General features: G+C 72.2%; 18 protein-coding genes and 1 riboswitch. Of the genes, 5 read left to right on the top strand and 13 right to left on the bottom strand.

Annotation, left to right across the window (positions count from 1 at the left end):
* Positions 1 to 21 precede the first annotated feature (21 nt).
* From OG766_RS09110 to thiO, 6 genes are all read right to left on the bottom strand, one after another.
* Positions 22 to 531 (bottom strand): DUF4396 domain-containing protein, encoded by a 510-nt coding sequence (locus OG766_RS09110; RefSeq protein ID WP_328724988.1) that lies wholly within the window; start codon positions 529 to 531, stop codon positions 22 to 24.
* 81 nt (positions 532 to 612) lie between these two features.
* Complete coding sequence (locus tag OG766_RS09105) at positions 613 to 1,476, bottom strand: deoxyribonuclease IV (protein ID WP_266374816.1); 864 nt, start codon at positions 1,474 to 1,476, stop codon at positions 613 to 615.
* Between the two features lie 5 nt (positions 1,477 to 1,481).
* Entirely contained in the window at positions 1,482 to 3,404 is a 1,923-nt protein-coding gene (gene pknB / locus OG766_RS09100; RefSeq protein ID WP_328724987.1) for a Stk1 family PASTA domain-containing Ser/Thr kinase, read from the bottom strand.
* 152 nt (positions 3,405 to 3,556) lie between these two features.
* A complete protein-coding gene (locus OG766_RS09095; protein WP_266374818.1) occupies positions 3,557 to 4,351 on the bottom strand; it encodes a thiazole synthase in 795 nt (264 codons plus the stop codon).
* Between the two features lie 6 nt (positions 4,352 to 4,357).
* Positions 4,358 to 4,573: a sulfur carrier protein ThiS gene (gene thiS / locus OG766_RS09090; protein WP_266374819.1), complete on the bottom strand. Its 216-nt coding sequence runs from the start codon at positions 4,571 to 4,573 to the stop codon at positions 4,358 to 4,360.
* A complete protein-coding gene (gene thiO / locus OG766_RS09085) occupies positions 4,570 to 5,757 on the bottom strand; it encodes a glycine oxidase ThiO (RefSeq protein WP_266374821.1) in 1,188 nt (395 codons plus the stop codon). Before thiO ends, thiS begins: the two co-directional genes overlap by 4 nt.
* A riboswitch (TPP riboswitch) is annotated at positions 5,755 to 5,868 on the bottom strand. Its footprint overlaps the gene before it by 3 nt.
* Positions 5,869 to 5,985: 117 nt before the next feature.
* Between thiO and OG766_RS09080 the strand changes: the two genes are divergently transcribed.
* The 5 genes from OG766_RS09080 to OG766_RS09060 all read left to right on the top strand — a co-directional run bounded on the left by OG766_RS09080 (position 5,986) and on the right by OG766_RS09060 (position 10,386).
* A complete protein-coding gene (locus tag OG766_RS09080; protein WP_266374823.1) occupies positions 5,986 to 7,227 on the top strand; it encodes an NAD(P)/FAD-dependent oxidoreductase in 1,242 nt (413 codons plus the stop codon).
* Between the two features lie 90 nt (positions 7,228 to 7,317).
* Positions 7,318 to 7,683, top strand: coding sequence for an Rv2175c family DNA-binding protein (locus tag OG766_RS09075; protein WP_266374825.1), 366 nt, complete (start codon positions 7,318 to 7,320; stop codon positions 7,681 to 7,683).
* Positions 7,684 to 7,798: 115 nt separating this feature from the next.
* Positions 7,799 to 8,449: a thiamine phosphate synthase gene (gene thiE, locus OG766_RS09070; RefSeq protein ID WP_266374827.1), complete on the top strand. Its 651-nt coding sequence runs from the start codon at positions 7,799 to 7,801 to the stop codon at positions 8,447 to 8,449.
* A 76-nt stretch (positions 8,450 to 8,525) separates the two neighbouring features.
* Positions 8,526 to 9,443, top strand: a complete 918-nt coding sequence (gene metF / locus OG766_RS09065) for a methylenetetrahydrofolate reductase [NAD(P)H] (RefSeq protein ID WP_266374828.1) — start codon at positions 8,526 to 8,528, stop codon at positions 9,441 to 9,443.
* 52 nt (positions 9,444 to 9,495) lie between these two features.
* Positions 9,496 to 10,386 (top strand): hypothetical protein, encoded by an 891-nt coding sequence (locus OG766_RS09060; RefSeq protein WP_266374829.1) that lies wholly within the window; start codon positions 9,496 to 9,498, stop codon positions 10,384 to 10,386.
* 100 nt (positions 10,387 to 10,486) lie between these two features.
* On the opposite strand, the gene OG766_RS09055 is transcribed toward OG766_RS09060, so the two are convergent.
* From OG766_RS09055 to OG766_RS09025, 7 genes are all read right to left on the bottom strand, one after another.
* Positions 10,487 to 12,007, bottom strand: a complete 1,521-nt coding sequence (locus OG766_RS09055) for a phytoene desaturase family protein (protein WP_266374830.1) — start codon at positions 12,005 to 12,007, stop codon at positions 10,487 to 10,489.
* 64 nt (positions 12,008 to 12,071) lie between these two features.
* The gene (locus OG766_RS09050) at positions 12,072 to 12,689 is read right to left on the bottom strand and encodes a DUF4126 domain-containing protein (protein WP_266374831.1); all 618 of its coding nucleotides are present in this window, start codon (positions 12,687 to 12,689) and stop codon (positions 12,072 to 12,074) included.
* 359 nt (positions 12,690 to 13,048) lie between these two features.
* The gene (locus OG766_RS09045; RefSeq protein ID WP_266374833.1) at positions 13,049 to 13,657 is read right to left on the bottom strand and encodes a TetR/AcrR family transcriptional regulator; all 609 of its coding nucleotides are present in this window, start codon (positions 13,655 to 13,657) and stop codon (positions 13,049 to 13,051) included.
* Positions 13,658 to 13,685: 28 nt separating this feature from the next.
* Positions 13,686 to 15,773 (bottom strand): YhgE/Pip domain-containing protein, encoded by a 2,088-nt coding sequence (locus OG766_RS09040; protein WP_266374835.1) that lies wholly within the window; start codon positions 15,771 to 15,773, stop codon positions 13,686 to 13,688.
* The gene (locus OG766_RS09035; RefSeq protein ID WP_266374837.1) at positions 15,745 to 16,761 is read right to left on the bottom strand and encodes an ATP-binding cassette domain-containing protein; all 1,017 of its coding nucleotides are present in this window, start codon (positions 16,759 to 16,761) and stop codon (positions 15,745 to 15,747) included. Before OG766_RS09035 ends, OG766_RS09040 begins: the two co-directional genes overlap by 29 nt.
* 136 nt (positions 16,762 to 16,897) lie before the next feature.
* The gene (locus tag OG766_RS09030; RefSeq protein ID WP_266378113.1) at positions 16,898 to 17,845 is read right to left on the bottom strand and encodes an MASE1 domain-containing protein; all 948 of its coding nucleotides are present in this window, start codon (positions 17,843 to 17,845) and stop codon (positions 16,898 to 16,900) included.
* 93 nt (positions 17,846 to 17,938) lie between these two features.
* A complete protein-coding gene (locus OG766_RS09025) occupies positions 17,939 to 18,775 on the bottom strand; it encodes a PP2C family protein-serine/threonine phosphatase (RefSeq protein ID WP_266374838.1) in 837 nt (278 codons plus the stop codon).
* Positions 18,776 to 18,899: the final 124 nt, after the last annotated feature.

Raw genomic sequence — 18,899 nt, 5'->3', positions numbered from 1 at the left:
GGTTCTCGGAGCCGGTCCTGTCTAGTGGTATTGGTGCACCACCGCGTGGCCCTTGCCGCGGCCGATCATCCACTTGTTGACCGGAGTCGTGACCAGGAACGCGACGAGGAAGGCGAAGGCGAGCGCGCCCCAGAACAGCCCGTCCGACAGATGGGCGTCCATCGCGCCCGGCACCAGCAGCAGTACGCCGTTGTCGACGAGCTCCATCACGGCGATGGAGAGGGTGTCGGCGGCGAGGGCGACGCCGATCGCGGCCTTGAGGCTCAGCCCGGCGCGTACGACGGCCCAGAGGGTCAGCGAGTAGCCGAAGAAGAACGCGAGGACGATCGCGAGAACCATCGTCGGGACGGTGTCCCAGCCCAGGGCGGTGCCGATGACCATGCCGAGGACCTCGCCGATGGCGCAGCCGGTGAGGCAGTGGAGGGTGGCCCTGGCGGCCGTCGGCCAGTCGGCCGTGGCCCCGTGTCCCTCGTGGCCCGCGTGGGCGCCGGACCGTTCGGTGCGGTGATGAGCGTGTGCGTCGTGCTGCATGAGACAACCCCCACAGCCGGGTAGCGGTTCCTTCCGACAGCGGGAACCGTATACCCCCCCAGGGTATTCCTCAAGGAATCCTCAGCCGTCGCGGAGCTTCTTCAGCAGCGCCACATCGGCTGCGTACGTCTCCTTCCCGTGCCGTCCGCCAGGGGTCTCGATGATCAGCGGCACACCGTCCGCCGCGGGATGGCGCATCACCTCACGAAACGCGTCCTCACCGATGTGACCGGCGCCGATGTTCTCGTGGCGGTCCTTGCGGGCTCCCACGACATCCTTGGAGTCATTCGCGTGGATCAGCTTCAGCCGCCCCTCGCCGACCGTGCTCACGAGCAGATCCAGCGCCCGTCCGGCACCGCCCGGCGCGGCCAGATCGTGGCCGGCGGCGAAGGCGTGGCAGGTGTCCAGACAGATGCCCAGCCGGGGATGGGCGTCCAGCGCCTCGAAGTACGGGCCGAGGTCCTCGACCAAGGAGCAGAGCGAGAAGCCCTGACCGGCGGTCGGCTCCAGCAGCAGGAAGGGGTCGTCGTCATGCGTGAGCTCGTCCAGCAGCGGCAGCATCAGCTCCCGCACCTGCGCGAGGGCCGTCTCGCGCGTTCGGCCCCCGGTCGCCGACCCGGTGTGCACGACCACACCCAGCGCGCCGATCTCCCGCCCACGGCGCAGTGAATGACGCAGCGACTCCACGGACCGCTCGGCGGTGACGGCGCTGTGCGAACCGAAGTTGATCAGATACGGCGCGTGGACGTACGCGGGTATGCCCTCGGCCGCGCACTCCTCACGGAACCGCTCGTCCTGCGCCGGGTTCCCCGGTGGCGTCGCCCAGCCGCGCGGATTGGCGACGAAGACCTGGACGCTCTCGGCGACGATCTCGCGGGCGTACGTCAGACCCGTCCTGGCCAGGCCGCCGGCCACGGGGACATGGGCGCCGACAGGGCTGTGCATCGGATCTAGATCCCCTTGGTCTTGATGGTGATCGTGCTGCCCTCGGGAGCCTTGCCGCCGCCCTCGACGGACTGGCTCTCGACGGTGTCGCCGAGGAACGGGAAGGCGCGCTCGACCTTGACCTCGAAGCCGGCCTGCTCCAGCTCGCTCCGTGCGTCGTCCACCTTGTCGCCGGTGACGTCCGGGACCTCGATCATCCGGGGGCCCTTGGAGACGGTGAGGGTGATGGTGTCGCCCGTGGCGGCCTGCCGGCCCTCGACGGGGGACTGGGTGGCGACGGTGCCGGCGTCGTTGGGGGAGTGGACCCGCTCGGCGGCCACCCTGACCTTCAGCCCGGCGTCCTCGAGGGTGCTCGTGGCGTCCTCGAGTGACTCGCCGGTGACGTCCGGGACGTCGACCGGGGCGCCCTTGCTGACGACGAGCCCCACCGCGGAGTCCGGGCGGCGGTCGGTGCCGGCGGCCGGGTCCGAGCTGATGACCACGCCCTGCGCGGCCTCCTCACTGAACTCCCTGGTGATCACACCCGGGGCGAGCCCGACCTTGCGCAGCGCGTTCCGCGCCTCGGCGAGGGGCAGGCCCTCCACCTTCGGGACCTTGACGATCTCGGGGCCGCGGGAGATCACGAGCGTGACCGAGCCGTTGTCGCGGATGCGCCGGCCGGGGTCGGGCTCGACGTCCATGACGGTGCCCCGCCGGTAGACGTCGCTGAAGCCCTTCTCCGTCCGCTCCACGTCCAGGCCGGCGGCGGTGAGCCGCTGCCTGGCCGCGGCTTCGCTCTGGCCGAGGACGGTGGGGACACGCGTGAACTGCCCCGAGTTGATGTACCAGACCCCGGCGCCCACACCGAGAACCAGCAGCACCGCGACGACGGCGGCCAGCATCCCCCGCCGCGGGACCGGGCGACGGCGGCTCCGGCCGGGCTGCGCGGGACCGGGCGGCGGCATCTCCAGCCGGCTGGTCCGGTGGACCGCTTCCCCCTCGGTGGGCAGCGGCCGCGCGATCACGCTCGTACGGTCCTCGGCGCGGGCGGCTCCGCCGGGGGCCGCGGTCCGCGCCTGCGGCGGTACGGCGTCGAGCTGGTCGTCGCCGAGCGCGGCACGCGCCTCACGGGTCCCCGCGAGCAGCGCGACGGCGTCGTAGGGACGTGCCCGGGGATCGCGGGCCGTGGCGCTCGCGACGAGCCCGTCCAGCTCCGGGGCGAGCCCGGGGACGGCGGCGGACGGGGCCGGCACGTCCTCGTTGAGGTGCTGGTAGAGGACCGCGGCGGGGGTGTCGCCCGAGTGCGGCTTGCCGCCGGTCAGCATCTCGTAGAGCACGACACCGCAGGCGTAGACGTCCGCGCGGGTGTCGGCGGTGCCCGACTCGATCTGCTCCGGCGCGAGGTACGAGACGGTGCCGAGCACCGACCCCGTGGTGTTCGTCACGGACCCCACGGCCCTGACCAGCCCGAAGTCGGCGACCTTCACCCTGCCGTCGTCCCCGATGAGGACGTTCTCCGGCTTCATGTCCCGGTGCACGAACCCGGCCCGGTGGGCGGCGCCGAGCGCGGCCAGCACCGGTTCCAGGATGTCCAGCGCCGCCCGTGGCTGGAGCGCACCGCGCTCGCGCAGCACGTCGCGCAGGGTGCAGCCGGGTACGTACTCCATCGCGAGATAGACGTACGCGCCCTGCGCTCCCTGGTCGTACACCCCCACCACATTCGGGTGGGACAGCCGCGCCACGGACTTCGCTTCCCGGATGAAGCGCTCGACGAACGTGGCGTCCGTCGCGAGATCCGGGTGCATCACCTTGAGGGCGAGCACCCGGTCGAGCCGGGTGTCCACGGCCCGGTAGACCGTGGCCATCCCGCCGACGGCGACGCGCGCGTCGACGCGGTAGCGGCCGTCGAGCACCTGCCCGACGAGGGGGTCCTGAAGGGTCGTATCCACGCGGTTGAGTCTACGAGCCGTGCCAGGTGCTCCTGCCACCCTCGGGATGGGGCGGTGCCCGTACTGCAGCGCACCTGTGACGCCGCGGGCCCACGCCCGGACCCCGCGCGCCCGCGGACCCCCTGGGGACCGCCCTCGGACCCCCTGGGTACTCAGAACGCCGGTCGCTCCGGGTCCAGCGCCGCGCGCCCCTCCACCGGGGAGGACGCCTCCGCGAAGTGGCGGCGGGGGATGCGGCCCGCGCGGTGGGCCAGGCGGCCCGCCTCGACCGCGTGGCGCATGGCCTCGGCCATCAGCACGGGCTCCTGCGCACGTGTGACGGCCGACGCCAGCATCACCGCCGCGCACCCCAGCTCCATCGCCAGCGCCGCGTCCGACGCCGTACCCGCGCCGGCGTCCAGGATCACGGGGACCCCGGCCCGCTCGGTGATCAGCTGGAAGTTGTGCGGATTGCGGATGCCGAGCCCGGAACCGATAGGAGAGCCGAGCGGCATGATCGCCGCGCAGCCGGCGTCCTCCAGTTTCCGGGCGAGGACGGGGTCGTCGTTCGTGTACGGCAGCACCGTGAAGCCGTCGTCGACGAGTACCTCCGCCGCGTCCAGCAGTTCGACGGGATCGGGCAGCAGCGTCCGCTCGTCCGCCACCACCTCCAGCTTGATCCAGCCGGTCCCGAGGGCCTCGCGGGCGAGCCGTGCGGTCAGCACCGCCTCGCCCGCGGTGAAGCAGCCCGCGGTGTTCGGCAGGACCTGGATGCCGAGGCGGTCCAGCACGGAGAGCACGGACCCGTGCACGGTCGGGTCGAGACGGCGCATCGCCACCGTCGTCAGTTCCGTACCGCTGGCGATCAGTGAGCGCTCCAGCACGTCGAGGCTCGGCGCCCCGCCCGTCCCCATGATCAGTCGGGACGAGAACTCCACTCCGCCCAGCAGAAAACGGTCGTCGGCCATGACTGGTCAGCCTCCCTGGACTGCGGTGAGGACCTCGACGCGATCACCCTCGCCGAGCAGGGTCCCGGACCATTCGCCGCGCGGGACGACGGTCTCGTTGACGGCGGCGGCGACCCCGGACGGCGCGGCGGTGAGCATGGCCACCAGTGCGTCGAGCGTCGTACCGGTCGCGATGTCGCGCGGTTCCCCGTTCACGGACACGGTGTTCATGGGCGCGGTCATGCGGACAACTCCTGTCGAGCGGGAGACGGAGCGGAAGAGAAGCGGCGGGGGGTGAAGGCGCGTGCCTCCTCCGGAAGGCCACCGGTGACCAGGACGTGCGCGATGACGTCGCCGGTCACCGGGGTGAGCAGGACGCCGTTGCGGTAGTGACCGGTGGCGAGCAGCAGACCCGGCAGCTCCGAGGGCCCCAGCATCGGGGCGTTGTCCGGGGATCCCGGGCGCAGCCCGGCCCGGGTCTCGGTCAGCGGCAGTTCGGTGAGGCCGGGCACCAGCTCGTGCGCGTCGCGCAGCAGCTCGTAGACGCCGCCCGCCGTGACCGTCGTGTCCCAGCCCAGCTCCTCGCTGGTCGCGCCCACGACCAGCTCGCCGTTCTCGCGCGGCACGAGATAGACATGGCTGCCGCGCACCACGGCCCGTACCGTGCGGGACAGGAACGGCGCGTGGGTCCCCGGCACGGTCAGCCGCAGCACCTGCCCCTTCACCGGCCGCACCGGGGGGAGCACCTGCGGCGGTACGCCGGCCAGCCTGCCGCTGAGACTGCCCGCGGCCAGCACCACCTGGTCCGTGGCGACCTCGCTGCCGTCGGCGAGCACGGCTCCGGTGGCCCGGTCCCGTGCCACGGACAGCCGCTCCACCCACTGGCGGTGGAAGGTCACCCCGGCCCGCTCGCACGCCACGACCAGCGCCTTCGCCAGCCGTCGCGGATCGATCTGGTGGTCGCCGTCCACCCGCAGCCCGCCGCGCACCCCGGGTGCCAGCATCGGCTCCAGGCGCCGGCACTCCCGGCCGGTGAGCCAGTCCGACTCCAGCCCGCAGCGCTGCTGCAGGGCGTGCAGCTCCCGCAGACCGGCCCGGTCGTCGGCGTCGAGGGCGACGGCGAGCGTCCCGCAGGAGCGGTATCCGGTGTCCTGGCCGCTCGCCTCCTCCAGCTCGGCGACGAACTGCGGATAGCGACGGGCGGAGGCGAGATTCAGCCCGAGCAGGGTCTCCTCGCCGTAGTGGAGCTCCGTCACGGCCGCGAGCATGCCCGCGGCGACCTGGGCGGCTCCGCCGCCCGGCGCGGGATCGGCGAGCGCGGTCCGCAGCCCGCGCTGAGCCGCCCGCCAGGCCGTGACGAGGCCGATGATTCCGCCCCCGATGACGAGGACGTCCGCGGATCGTCCTGGTGAATGCGCTGGACGCATACGTCTTCAGACCCTCCCTTCGCCGGCATGACCCGGATCAGGTTCGTACGGTCGGAGGCCGCCCCAGCCTCCCTCTCAGCCCGGTGCGTCCGGGCTCCCGCGAGTATCGGTACGGTGGCCAGCCTAACCCCGCGGCCCAACGGGCAGTAGGGGAGCCCGGGCCCGGTCGCGCCGGGACGAGGGGCGGTTCGCCTTCCTGACGATTCGTCAGATGGTTAGGGTGGCCGGGTGAGTGAGACCGAGCAGACGGCGCAGAGCCGCCGTGTCGTCATCGTCGGCGCGGGCATGGCCGGCGTACAGACCGCCGTGGCCCTGCGTGAACAGGGCTTCACCGGCAGCATCACCCTCATCGGCGCCGAGCCCCACCAGCCCTACGACCGGCCGCCGCTCTCCAAGGCCGTCCTGCTCGGCACGGCGGAGGGCTCCGCCTTCGACGTCGACTTCGAGGCCCTGTCGGTGGACCTGCAGCTCGGCCGCGAGGCCAGTGGCCTGCGCCCGCAGGCGCACGAGCTCGACACCCCGGCCGGCCCCGTCGCGTACGACGTCCTCGTCATCGCCACCGGCGCGGAACCGCTGGCCCTGCCCGGCACCGAAGGCGTCCCCGGCGTCCATCTGCTGCGCACCCTGGACGACGCGGAACGGCTGCGTCCGGTGCTGCAGCGGCAGCACGACATCGTGGTCGTCGGCGCCGGCTGGATCGGTGCGGAGTTCGCCACCGCCGCCCGCGAGGCCGGATGCGCGGTCACCGTCGTCGAGGCCGCCGACCGTCCCCTTCCCGGCGCCCTGCCCGCCGAGGTCACCGCCCCGATGACGGACTGGTACGCGCAGAGCGGCGCGGAACTCCTCACCGACGCGCGGGTCGCCTCCGTCGAGCCGGGCACGGTCGTCCTCGCGGACGGTCGTCGGCTGGCCGCCGGCGCCGTCGTCGTGGGCATCGGCGCACGACCCGCCACCCGCTGGCTCGCCGGCTCGGGAATCGCCCTCGGCGCCGACGGCTCGATCACCGCGGACGAACGGCTGCGCACCTCACTGCCCGATGTGTACGCGGTCGGGGACTGCGCCTCCTTCCCCTCCGGCCGCTACGGGCAGCGGCTGCTCGTCCACCACTGGGACAACGCGCTCCAGGGCCCGCGTACGGTCGCGGCCAACGTCATCGGCGCCGACGCGGGACGGCCGGCCGAGCCGGGGGAGATCTACGACCCGGTTCCGTACTTCTGGTCCGAGCAGTTCGGCCGCTTCGTGCAGTACGCGGGACACCACGGCGGCGCCGGAACGCTCGTCCGGCGGGGCGACCCGGCCGGTGCCTCCTGGTCGGTGCTGTGGCTGCGGGACGGGGTCCTCGTCGCCCTCCTGGCGGTAGGCAGGCCCCGCGACCTGGCCCAGGGGCGCAGGCTCATCGAGTCCGGGGCCCGGCTCGATGAGCGGCGCGCCGCCGACCCGGCCGTCCCGCTGAAGGCGGCGGCGCTCTGAGGGGCCGCCACGCCGTCGTTGTCCCTCTGAAGGCCGCAGCTCAGGCGGGCCCGGCTACCGACTGTCAGTCCGGGATGGCAGGCTTGTCCCGTGACCGAGATTGACGCAAAGATCGATGCTCTCGTCCCCGCCTGGCTCCACCTGCCGGACATCGCAGAAAAGCTCGATGTCGAGGTGACGCGCGTGCGGCAGCTGGTCAAGGAGGGCCAGCTGATCGCCGTGCGCCGCGGTGAGAACCGGACGCTCCAGGTTCCGGCCGCCTTCATCAAGGGCGACAAGGTCGTCAAGGGCCTCTCCGGCACCCTGACGCTCCTGAAGGACGACGGCTTCACCGACGAAGAGATGCTGGAGTGGCTCTTCACCCCCGACCCGACCCTGCCGGGAACCCCCGTGGAGGCTCTCGGCGAGAATCGCGGCACGGAGGTGAAGCGCCGGGCTCAGGCGCTCGCCGTCTGACGTCGCTTTCCGGCATCGCCCGATCCGAACACCGCTCGACGCGGTGCGCGGACCGGAGCCCGGCCACCCGGCCGGCCCGGTCCGCGCACCGCCGACCCACCGGGGGGTATCACCCATGTCCGATTCCCGTGCCTCGCTGTCCGACGCCCGGCTCTACCTCTGCACGGACGCGCGCAAGCGCCAGGGCGACCTCCCGGAGTTCCTGGATGCCGTCCTGTCCTGCGGGGTGGACATCGTGCAGCTGCGGGACAAGGGCATGGAGGCCGGCGAGGAGCTGGAGCACCTCGCGGTCTTCGCGGACGCCTGCCGCCGCCACGGCAAGCTGCTTGCGGTCAACGACCGGGCCGACGTCGCCCACGCCGTCGGCTCCGACGTACTGCATCTGGGCCAGGGCGATCTGCCCGTGCCCGCCGCCCGCGCGATCCTCGGGCCCGACGTGCTGATCGGCCGCTCGACCCACGCCACCGAGGAGGTCGACGCGGCGGCGGCCGAGCCCGGCGTCGACTACTTCTGCACCGGCCCGTGCTGGCCCACCCCGACCAAGCCCGGCCGCCACGCCCCTGGCCTGGACCTCGTGCGGTACACGGCCGCGCTCGGCCAGGACCGGCCCTGGTTCGCGATCGGCGGGATCGACGCGGGCAACCTCGACCAGGTCCTGGAGGCGGGCGCGCGGCGCGTCGTCGTCGTCCGGGCGATCACGGAGGCCGACGACCCGGCCGCGGCCGCGGCCGGTCTCACCAAGCGGATACGGTCCTACGCCCAGTAGGCCGTTTCATGAGCGATCGGTGTCCGATGGGTGGAATACGGTTGGGAGACCGGTGGGCCCTGGATAACCTGCGAGTATGGCCCTCGGCACAGCTTCCACCCGGACGGATCGCGCACGTACCGTGCGCGAGCTGCTCGCCACCGACAAGACGTCGTACTCGTTCGAGTTCTGGGCGCCCAAGACGGAGAAGGGCGAACGGAACCTCTGGAACGCGCTGCGGCGGGTGGAGGCGGTTCAGCCGAACTTCGTCTCGGTGACCTACGGAGCCGGAGGTTCCACCCGGGCGGGCACGGTCAAGGCCACCCAGCAGATCGCCGCCGACACCACGCTCACGCCGGTCGCGCACCTCACCGCGGTCAACCATTCCGTCGCCGAGCTGCGCAACATGATCGGCCAGTACGCCGACGCCGGGATCAGGAACATCCTGGCGGTCCGCGGCGACCCGCCGGGCGATCCCATGGGCGAGTGGGTCGAGCACCCGGACGGCGTGCGCTACGCGGCGGACCTGGTCAGGCTCATCAAGGAGTCGGGCGACTTCTGCGTCGGTGTCGCGGCCTTCCCCGAGATGCACCCCCGGTCGGACGACTGGGACTCGGACATCCAGCACTTCGTGGACAAGTGCCGTGCCGGTGCCGACTACGCGATCACCCAGATGTTCTTCCGGCCCGAGGACTATCTGCGGCTGCGTGACCGGGTCGCGCAGGCCGGCTGCGAGACCCCGATCATCCCCGAGATCATGCCTGTCACCAGCGTCAAGCAGATCGAGCGGTTCGCGCAGCTCAGCAACGCGTCGTTCCCGCCCGCACTCGAACAAAGGATCCGCGCCGTCGGGGACGACCCCGCCGCTGTACGCTCCATCGGTATCGAGTTCGCAACGGAGTTCTGCGCGGGGCTGCTCTCCGAGGGTGTCCCCGGATTGCACTTCATCACGCTCAACAACTCCACGGCGACGCTCGAAATCTACGAGAATCTCGGACTGCACCAGCAGTCGTGACCGGCCGTATCCGCCGCTACCCCGGGCGGAGGGCCGCAGGAGAGGGGCGGGCATGGGCTGGACGGTGCTCTACATCGCGTTCGGCATTGTCGCGCTGTGGCTGCTGGGCGAGGTGCTGCTGCAGTACAAGGCGAGGCTGCGCTGGCGGCTGGTCGCGTTCGTCGGATTCCTGGGCGTGGTCGTCGGCGTGCTGATGCCGAACGTGATCGTGATCGGCATCGGTGCCGCCGCCTTCGCGGTCGGCCAGACCTATGTCACGCTCTCCTTCCGCCGGGGCTTCTCCACCGGCTGGGCGATCGGCGGCAGCCCGGGCTCCAGCCGGCGCCGCAGGTCCGGCGGCGGCCCCGTCGACCGTGAACCCACTCTCGAGGTGACCGACCTCGCGTACGAGGACTCCGGCCCGGCCGATCCCTCCCGCCAGGGCATGGCGGAGCACCCGGACGACGGCTCGTCGGCCGTCTACGAGCCGCAGCCGCTCCCGGAGGACACCGGCCAGTACGGCATCTACACCGACGCGGCGTACGCCAACCAGGGCCAGGGCCAGGGGCAGGGGCAGAACGACAGCGGCTACGGCACCTGGTCGACGGGCTACGCCGACACCTACTCCCAGGGCCACAGCTACGAACAGCCGGTCGGCGCCCACGACGCCTACACCGGTCCGTACGACTACGGCACCGGACAGCAGCAGTACGCCGCCTACTCCGATCCGTACATCGGCACGCAGGGCTACGGCTCGTACGACAGCTACGGCGGCCAGCAGCAGTACACCGACCCCTACGCCACCCAGCAGGGCTACGGCGAGACCCCGCCGGGCGGTGTCTGGGTGCCGCAGCAGCGCGACGGCGAGCAGGTCCCGCCGATGCCCCCGGAGCAGCCTTCCCCGTACGGCTACGACCAGTCGGGCTACGAGACCGACTACAACGGCCAGACGTACCGCTACTGACAACGGCACCCACGGGGGCGGCCCGCGCAGCGGCACGCGGGTCACTGCCTCGTGGGTCACCGCAGCGCGGACCACCGCAGCGTTGGCCACTGCCCGGGGCTCACTGTGAGCCGCGGAAGTCGGCCCCCTCCACGATCAGCCCGGCCACCAGCGCACCCGACATACCGCTGTGCGCGAGCCCGCCGCCCGGATGCGACCAGCCGCCCGCGAAGTACAGCCCGGGCACGGGCGAGGAGTTGGCCGCGGGAAGCAGCTCCCCGCGCGCTCCCGCCAGCGCGGGTCCCGGCACCTGATGGGCGCCCGTCTCCCGGAAGGTGTCCACGGGGGTGCGCACCTCGCGCCACAGCAGCCGCTCCCGCAGCCCCGGAACGGCGGCCGCCGCGGCCTCCAGCATCCGGTCCGCGAACGCCTCAGCGCCCATGGCCCCGGCCGCCCCCTCGCCCCACAGGTTCTCCGACGACGAGCTGTCCCCCGCGGGGACGGTCGCGGTCACCGTGACCGCCTCGTGCTCGCCGTCCGGCAGCAGCCGCTCGTCGCCGGGCCGCAGCACCACCACCGTCGGCCGCTCGCACAGCCGTCCCGCGCCGAGCGCCGCCAGTTCGTCCGCCCGGTCCGTCGAGTGCACCACCGTCCGGTGCGCCGCGCCGTCCTCACGGGCGCCGCGCAGCGCCAGACAGACGGTGACCCGTCCGGTCCGTACCGACTCCTGATAGCGCGGCCAGTCCTCCCGGGAGTCCCACCCAAGGACATGGTCCCGGTACAGCGCGGGCACGGGCGAGCCCGCGACCACATGGTCCGCCTCGACGCACCGGCCGTCCGCCAGCTCGACGCCGACCGCCCGGCCGTCCTTGATCCGTACGTCCGTCACCTCGGCGCCGAAGACGAACTCGACCCTGCGCGCGAGGCATCGCTCGTGGACGGCGTCCGCCAGAGCCCGTATCCCGCCGCGCACGTACCAGCTGCCGAAGGTCTGCTCCATGTACGGCAGGACGGCGGCGGAGGCGGGCACGGTCGCCGGATCGAAGCCGTAGGCCAGGGCGTGGCTCTCCAGCAGCGCCGCCAGCCGCGCGTCGCGCAGCTCCCGCCGGCCCACCTCGGCGAGGGTGCGTGCCGGGCGCCGTAGCAGTCCGCCCTTCACCGCCGGATACGGGTCACGGCCGAAGCGGGAGGGATCGGCGGGCAGCGGCTCCTCCAGCAGCGGTCGCCGCGAGCGGTCCCAGGCGTCCCGCGCGCGCACCAGGAACTCGCCCCAGCGCTCACCCGAACCCGCCCCGAGCGCCGCGTCCAGCGCCGCGACGACACCCGCCCGTGACGCGTTCGGCAGCGCCACATCCGTGCCGTCCGCGAAGAGATGACGGCTCGCCGGATCGACCTGGACCAGCTCGACGCGGCTCTCCAGCGGCTCCTTGCCGGTCTTGACGAACAAGTCCCGCCAGACGGCGGGCAGATGGAGCAGCCCCGGCCCGGTGTCGAAGACGAAGCCGTCACGCTCGAACCGGCCCACCGAGCCGCCGTACGTCTCCGCGCGCTCGAACACCGTCACCCGGTGGCCCGCCACGGCCAGCCGGGCAGCGGCCGCCATGGCGCCCATCCCGGCGCCGATCACCACAATCCGTGCCATGCCAGGGACCTTATCGGCCGCCACCGACAGTCACGGGCCCCGGCCCGGCCCGGCCCGTGGACCGTCAGGGGCCCGGTGGCCCCGGCAGGTCCGACGCCATGCGTCTCTCCTCGCGGCGCTGTGCCCACCGCCGCAGGAAACGGCGGATCCGCGAGGCGAGGAAAACCAGTATCACCAGCCCCAGCACGAGCAGCGTCGCCGCGATGATCGCCGCCGGCAGCGGATGGAACATCGCGAACGTGACGATCCCGCCGACGCCGAGATCCTCGGCGGTGCTCATGGCGACATTGCTGAAGGGCTCCGGTGACGTGTTGATCGCCATCCGGGTGCCCGCTTTCACCAGATGGCTCATCAGCGCCGTGGAGCCGCCGACCGCGCCCGCCGCGAGCTCCGGCAGCGACCCGCTCTCCCCGGCCAGCAGCGCCGCCACCACCGCCCCGGCCACCGGACGGATCACCGTGTGGACGGAGTCCCAGGCCGAGTCGACGTACGGGATCTTGTCCGCCACCGCCTCGCACATGAAGAGCACACCGGCCGCGATGAGGACGTCGGGGCGCTGCAGCGACTCGGGTACCTCGTCGGTGACCCCGGCCGCGCCGAACAGGCCGAGCAGCAGGACCACCGCGTACGCGTTGATCCCGCTGGCCCAGCCGCTCGTGAAGACCAGAGGGAGTACGGACACGGACGCGATCGTAACCAGCCCGGACCTCCCGCGGGTGGGCATGAGCACGGGCGGCTGAGTATCCGTACCTAGTGCCGGAGATGAGTAGGTACGCGGATGGGGTCCGACCTGCGTGGACGGAAGAGTGGAGGCCACGGGAGGGCGCGGCGCCGGCACCGCCGGCACGGGGCGGCGGAACGGCGTGGCGCACCGACCGAACGGGGGTTGCCCGGACCCGGGGGAACAGCGGTACAGGGCAACGGGGGAACGGGGAACGGGGGATACGCCGGTCCGGCAAAGCTCGGGGGGATCGAGCTTCGCCGGACCGGCACTCTTCGTTTCGTATGCGGGGCTCCCGGAGGACGGGACTCCCGTCGACGTCAGGAGCCGCTGACGCGTCCGTGCAGCAGCCGCGACAGCGCGGCGTGGACATCGTCGATCGACCGCTCCCGCTGGAACGCCTGCCAGTCGAGCGCCGCCACCAGCACCATGCCGACGAGCGCGGCCGCGGTGAGCGGAATGTCGATCTCCGCGCTCAGCTCACCCCGCTCGACGCCCTCCCGCAGGACGGTCTCGACCACGGCCACCGCCTGCTGACGGACCACCATCAGCGTGGACTGCCAGGCGCGGTTGGTGCGCCACAGCTCGGCGACGTACAGCTGGGTGAAGGCCGGATAGCGGTCGATGAAGAGCAGACCGGCCCTGATCATCCCGTCCAGCGCCTCGACCTTGGTGCCGCCGCGCGCCTCCGTCTCGTCGGCGGCCTCCTGAAGCGAGGCGGTCAGCAGGCCCACGCCGTACCGCAGCAGCTCCTCGAAGAGTTCGGTCTTGCTCTTGAAGTTGTAGTAGACCGTGCCCTTGGCCACCCCGGCGCGCTCGGCGATCTCGTCCACCGTCGTCGCGGAGAAGCCCTGCTCGGCTATGAGGGTCACGGCGGCCTCGTAGAGCTTGGCGCGGGTCGCCTGTCTCCGGGTGCTGCTGCTGTTCATGGCGTCGATTCTCACAGGTTCGCCCGCCTCACAGACTCAGCTCGGGATGGAGACGGTCGAAGGTCCACACCTGCTTGCGCCGCGCCGATACGGCGGTGAGCGCGAGCGCCCCGGCGGTGAACGCGGCCAGCACGGCCGTGGCCTGCCAGACCGGACCGATGCCGCCGCCCGTGATCAGCCGGCGCAGTGCCTCGACGACATAGGTCATCGGCAGGAAGGGGTGGATGGCGTTGAAGAACGCCGGGCTCGTCTGGACGGGATAGGTGCCGCCCGCCGAGGTCAGCTGGAGCATCAGTACTGCCAGGACGAGGATCCGGCCGGCCGCTCCGAAGCGGGCGTTCAGCCACTGGATGATCGCGGCGAAGCAGCACACCGTCAGCGCGAGGAAGGCCGTCGTCCCGGCGGCGCGGGCCATCTGCAGCCCGAGACCCCAGTGGAGGACCGCCAGCAGGGCTCCGACCTGGAGCAGCCCGATCGCGGCCACCGGCAGCCAGCCCGCGAGGGCGATCCGCCAGGCGGAGGCGCCCGCGGCGAGGGCACGCCGGTTGAGCGGCTGGATCAGCATGTAGGCGACCATCGCACCCACCCAGAGGGAGAGCGGGATGAAGTACGGGGCGAAGCCGGTGCCGTAGTTGTCCGCCTTGTGCATCGACTGGGAGGCGAGCTGCACCGGGTCGGCCATGACGTCCGTACGGCGGTCGCGGTCCTTCTTGTCGTAGTCGGGGATCTTGCCGACGCCTTCGTTGAGGCCCCCGGCCAGTTCGCCGGAGCCGTCGACGAGCTTGAACATGCCGCCGTCGAGTTCGCCCGCGCCCTTCTCGAGCTTGCCGACGCCGGTGTCGAGATCGCTGGAACCGGTCTTGGCGCCGGCCAGACCCGTGTGCAGCTGCGCGGCTCCATCGGCGACCTTGTGGGCACCGGAGTTCAGTTCGTTGATCCTGGCGAGGGCGTAGTCGACGTCCTCGTGCAGATGCGGGGCGCGCTTGGCGAGGTCGTCGGCGCCCTTCTGGAGCTTCGCGAGTTCGCCGTCCAGCTTCTTCAGATCGCCGTTGCCGTCCTTGGCCAGCTCGTCCAGATCGTCGGCGATCGTCGCGACGTCCGCGGCCGTGTCGGCCGCGCGCTTCAGGTCCGGGCACAGGGTGATGTCGGGCAGGGGACTGTCCACGCAGCGCTTCTGGTACTGCGCCGCGAGCTTGTCGGCGGCCGTGTGCGCGCCGGAACGCAGGCCGGGGCCGTGCTCGACGATCAGATCCAGGTTGCGCCTGGTCGCCTTGGACAGGTCCGAGACCAGCCGGGCCGAGTCGCCGATCTTCTTGCCGTTGTCCTTGAGGTACGGACGTGCCCCGGCGGCCGCTCCGTTGATCCTGTCGGCGAGCTTCTGGGTCCCGTCCGCGACCCGCCGGGAGCCGGTCTCCAGCTCGCCCGCGCCCTTGTTGAGCTTCTTCAGGCCGCCCGCGAGCCTGCCGCTGCCCTGCTTGGCGTCCTTCAGCCCGTCGGAGAGATCCTTCGAGCCCTTCTTGGCCTTGCCGACGCCGTCCTTGAGCTCGTCGGCGCCCTTCGCCGCCTTCTCGGTCGCGTCATGGATGTCGGAGAAGGAGATGAAGATCTTGTCGAGGAAGGAACGGGACGACTTGGTGGAGGCTGCCGTGCGCACCTCGGAGAAGACCGTCCGGGAGATCTGCCCGACGATGTAGTTGTTCGCGTCGTTGGTCCGTACCTCCAGCGCGCCGGTCTCCGGGGCGTCGCCGGAGGAGGAGGCGATGCGCTTGCTGAAGTCGGCGGGCATGGTGAGGGACAGGTAGTACGTGCCCTCCTCGACGCCCTCGCGGGCCTCGGCGGCACTCACCTCGTGCCAGTCGAAGACCTCGCTGTCGAGCAGGTTCCGGGTGATCTCGTCGCCCGCCGCGATCTTCTTGCCGTCGGCGGTGGCGCCCTTGTCGTCGTTGACCAGGGCGACGGGGATCCGGTCGAGCCTGCTGTACGGGTCCCAGAAGGACCACAGGTACAGGGCGCCGTAGAGCAGCGGAAGCAAAAGGATCGCGACGAGCGCGGCACGCGGCAGCTTGCCCCTCCCGAACCGCTTCAGCTCAAGCGCGGCCAGTCTCGGCGAACGCATCGGCCGCCCCCTCCTCGGTGTCGTTGGTGTGGTGCTGGGCGCCGTCCGTGCTGTCGTCCGGCCGGCCCGAGTCGGCATCGGCCGCGCTCTCCGTGGGCTCGGCGTCCGCCGGGTTGCCCGTGGCGCCGTCGGGCCGGTCGGGCCCGGGTGTGCTGTCGTCGGGCTCGGTCTCCGCCGGGGTGTCCGTCACGTCGGCGGGCTCGGTCTCCTCCGCGGTCTCCGTCACGCCGTCGGGCGCGGTCTCCGCCCGCTCGGGATCCGGGGCGGGACCCGGCTCGGCCTCCCCGGCCGCCGTCGTGACCGTACGGATCAGCACCGCGTCCTGCGGTGCCTCGCTGCACACGGCCAGTACCGTCGTGCCCCGTGCGGCGATGTCGCGCAGCAGTGCCCAGGCCTGCGCGCGGTCCGTGTCGGAGAGCTTGAGGTCGGTGTCGTCCACGGCCAGCAGCCGGGGCCGGCCGATCAGGGCGAGGGCGACGGACAGGCGGAGGGCCTCCAGGCGTTCCAGATCCCGTACGGCCGTGCGCCCTGCCTTCGGCAGGGCGTCCACGTCGAGCCCGGCCGTCTCCAGTGCCTCGGCGATACGGCTCCGGGCCGACTCGGCCCGTTCGCCGCGCGGCCGCAGCGGCGCGCGAAGCGAGCCGTCGAACCGCCGTTGCAGCAGCGCACGCTCACGCAGATGCTCGGTGACCGTGAGCGCCGGATCGAGATCGCTGACCCCCGGGACAGGGCCGAGCGCGCTGATACGGCGCACGGCGGCCATCTTGCGCGGCAGTGGCAGCCCGCCGACCTCCGCCCGGCCCACCGTGGGCTTCATCCGCCCGGTGAGCGCGAGCAGCAGACACGTCCGGCCCGAGCCGGACGGGCCCTCGATCGCGATGAGCGAGCCGGGGCCGGCCTGGACGTCCACCCCCTGGAACGCCCAGCCCCGCGGGCCCTTGAGCCCGAACCCTTCGGCACGTACGGCCGCCCCGTGCGGGCTGTCCACGCCGCCTCCCCTTTTGAACTGACTGGTCAGTGCAAAAGCTACTCCGAACCCGTGAACGACGCAAAACCGGGGTCAGCGGCGGGGGTTGGCCGCGCCAGGGAGGCCGGGGAGGTCGAGGAGGTTGGGGAGTCGGGGGTCAGCGGTCGCGCGGCTCGATGCCCGCCACCATCTCCGCCAGCCGTGCGCAGACGCGCCTGATCTCCTCATGCGTCTGGTTCCGCTCGGTGATGACGGCCGCGAGCAGCAGCGCGGTCAGCGCGGTCGTGCCGTTGAACGCCTGCAACGTGACCATGTTGGAGAACAGGTCCTGACCCGCGAACGGCCCCGCCTCCCGGGTCGCGGCGTAGATCGCGAGCGTCGACACCCCGAGCGCGCACGGCGCCGCCCCCGCCAGCTGGAACCGGAACGCCGCCCAGATCAGGAACGGGAACGCCAGGAACAGCAGCGACGAACTGCCCGTGGCGGTCGCGAGGAGCGTGGCGAGGAGCGTGCACACCGCGAGCGCCACCGCCTCCGCCCAGCGGCTCGGCCGCACACCACGGGGCCACCGGACCCTGCGCAGAACGAGCAGGAACGGGGTGACCACGAGCACCCCCATCGCGTCGCCCGTCCACCACACCGACCACGCCGGCCAGAAGCCGCCAGGAGCCAGCGCCCCGGCGAGCAGCAGCACCCCGCTGCCCACGGTCGCGCTGATCAGCATGCCGGCCAGGGCGCCGAGGAAGATCAGCGCCAGTCCGTCCCGGAGCCGGTCCAGCTCCTCCCGGAACCCGGCACGCCGCAGCAGCAGGTACGCACAGACCGGCGCCGCCGTGTTCCCGGCGGCGATGGCGAGCACCGGGAACACCGAAGGACCGATGGACACGTTGACCAGGAAGGCCCCCAGGGCGATGCCCGGCCAGACCTTCAGGCCGAAGAACAGCAGACCGGCCAGGGCCACCCCCGTCGGCGGCCACAGGGGAGTGACCTGACCGCGCACCAGCTGCTGGAGCAGCCCGAACTCGGCGGAGCCGTAGTAGACGGCGGCCACGGCGAGGATGCGAAGCGCCACAGAGCCGTAACGCCGGATCTCCTCATCGCGCACCACAGCAGTCTCCGTCGTCGGCGGGAGCGGGGCGACTCGGGTGGGTCCGTCGGGCGGCGGGGTCGCGCACGGCGGACCTCACGACGGGGGTCCTCACGACGGGGGCCCGTTCGCGGGGCCGTCATAGCGGGCGACGAGGACCGCGGCGTCGTCGCGGTGACCGGTCAGATCGGCCACCTTGATCACGGCCGAGGCCAGCACGTCGGGATCGGCGTCGAAACCCGCCCGCACCAGCTTGGCCACCTCGGCGAGGCCCGCCTCCATCGGGTACGTGGGCCCCTCAACGACTCCGTCGGTGAGCAGGACCAGCACCCCTGCCTCCGTCAGCCGCCGGTGCGTCACCGGATACTGTTCGCGGGCCACGATGCCCAGCGGAGGGCCACCGCTGTCCAGCGCGACCCCGTAGCCGCCGCCGGCCGTCGCCCAGATCATCGGGACATGACCGGCACGGGACACGTGGAGATCGCGTGTCACGGGGTCGAAGCGTATGAAGCAGCAGGTGGCGAACAGGCCGCAGCCCATCGAGATGAGCAGGTTGTTGGCGCGGCCCAGCACCTCCCTCGGATCGCTCGTGGCCTCGGCGATGGCCCGGAGGCTGGTGCGGACCTGTCCCATGAACGCGACGGCCTCCACGTCATGGCCCTGCACGTCACCGATCGAGAGCCCGAGCGACCCGTCCGACATCACGAACGCGTCGTACCAGTCGCCGCCCACGTCCAGCCCGTCCCTGGAGGGCGAGTACCGGGCCGCGACGCGCAGACCGGGCAGGTCCGGCAGCTCGGGCGGGAGCATGTGGCGCTGCAGGGCCATGGCCAGCTCGGCCCTGGCCCGCTGGATCCTGATCCGCTCCAGGGCCTGGTCGACGAGACGCCCGAGGGTGACGAGAAGGGTCTGTGCACTGTCGGGCGGGTCACCGTGCTGTCCGCGCATGACCCCTCCGAGGGGGTTCCACGTACCGCGCCGTGCTCCTCGAATCACCTTAGCTCCGCACCGCAGTCACCACCTCACCCCGAGGAATGCCCAGGTCAGGGCGGATTGTCAGTGGTGTCACCCA

This window comes from Streptomyces sp. NBC_00259 (assembly GCF_036181745.1).
GTDB classification, from domain to species: domain Bacteria; phylum Actinomycetota; class Actinomycetes; order Streptomycetales; family Streptomycetaceae; genus Streptomyces; species Streptomyces pratisoli.
Note: the sequence above shows the minus strand (reverse complement) of the source record. Positions and strands in the feature narration are given on the sequence as shown.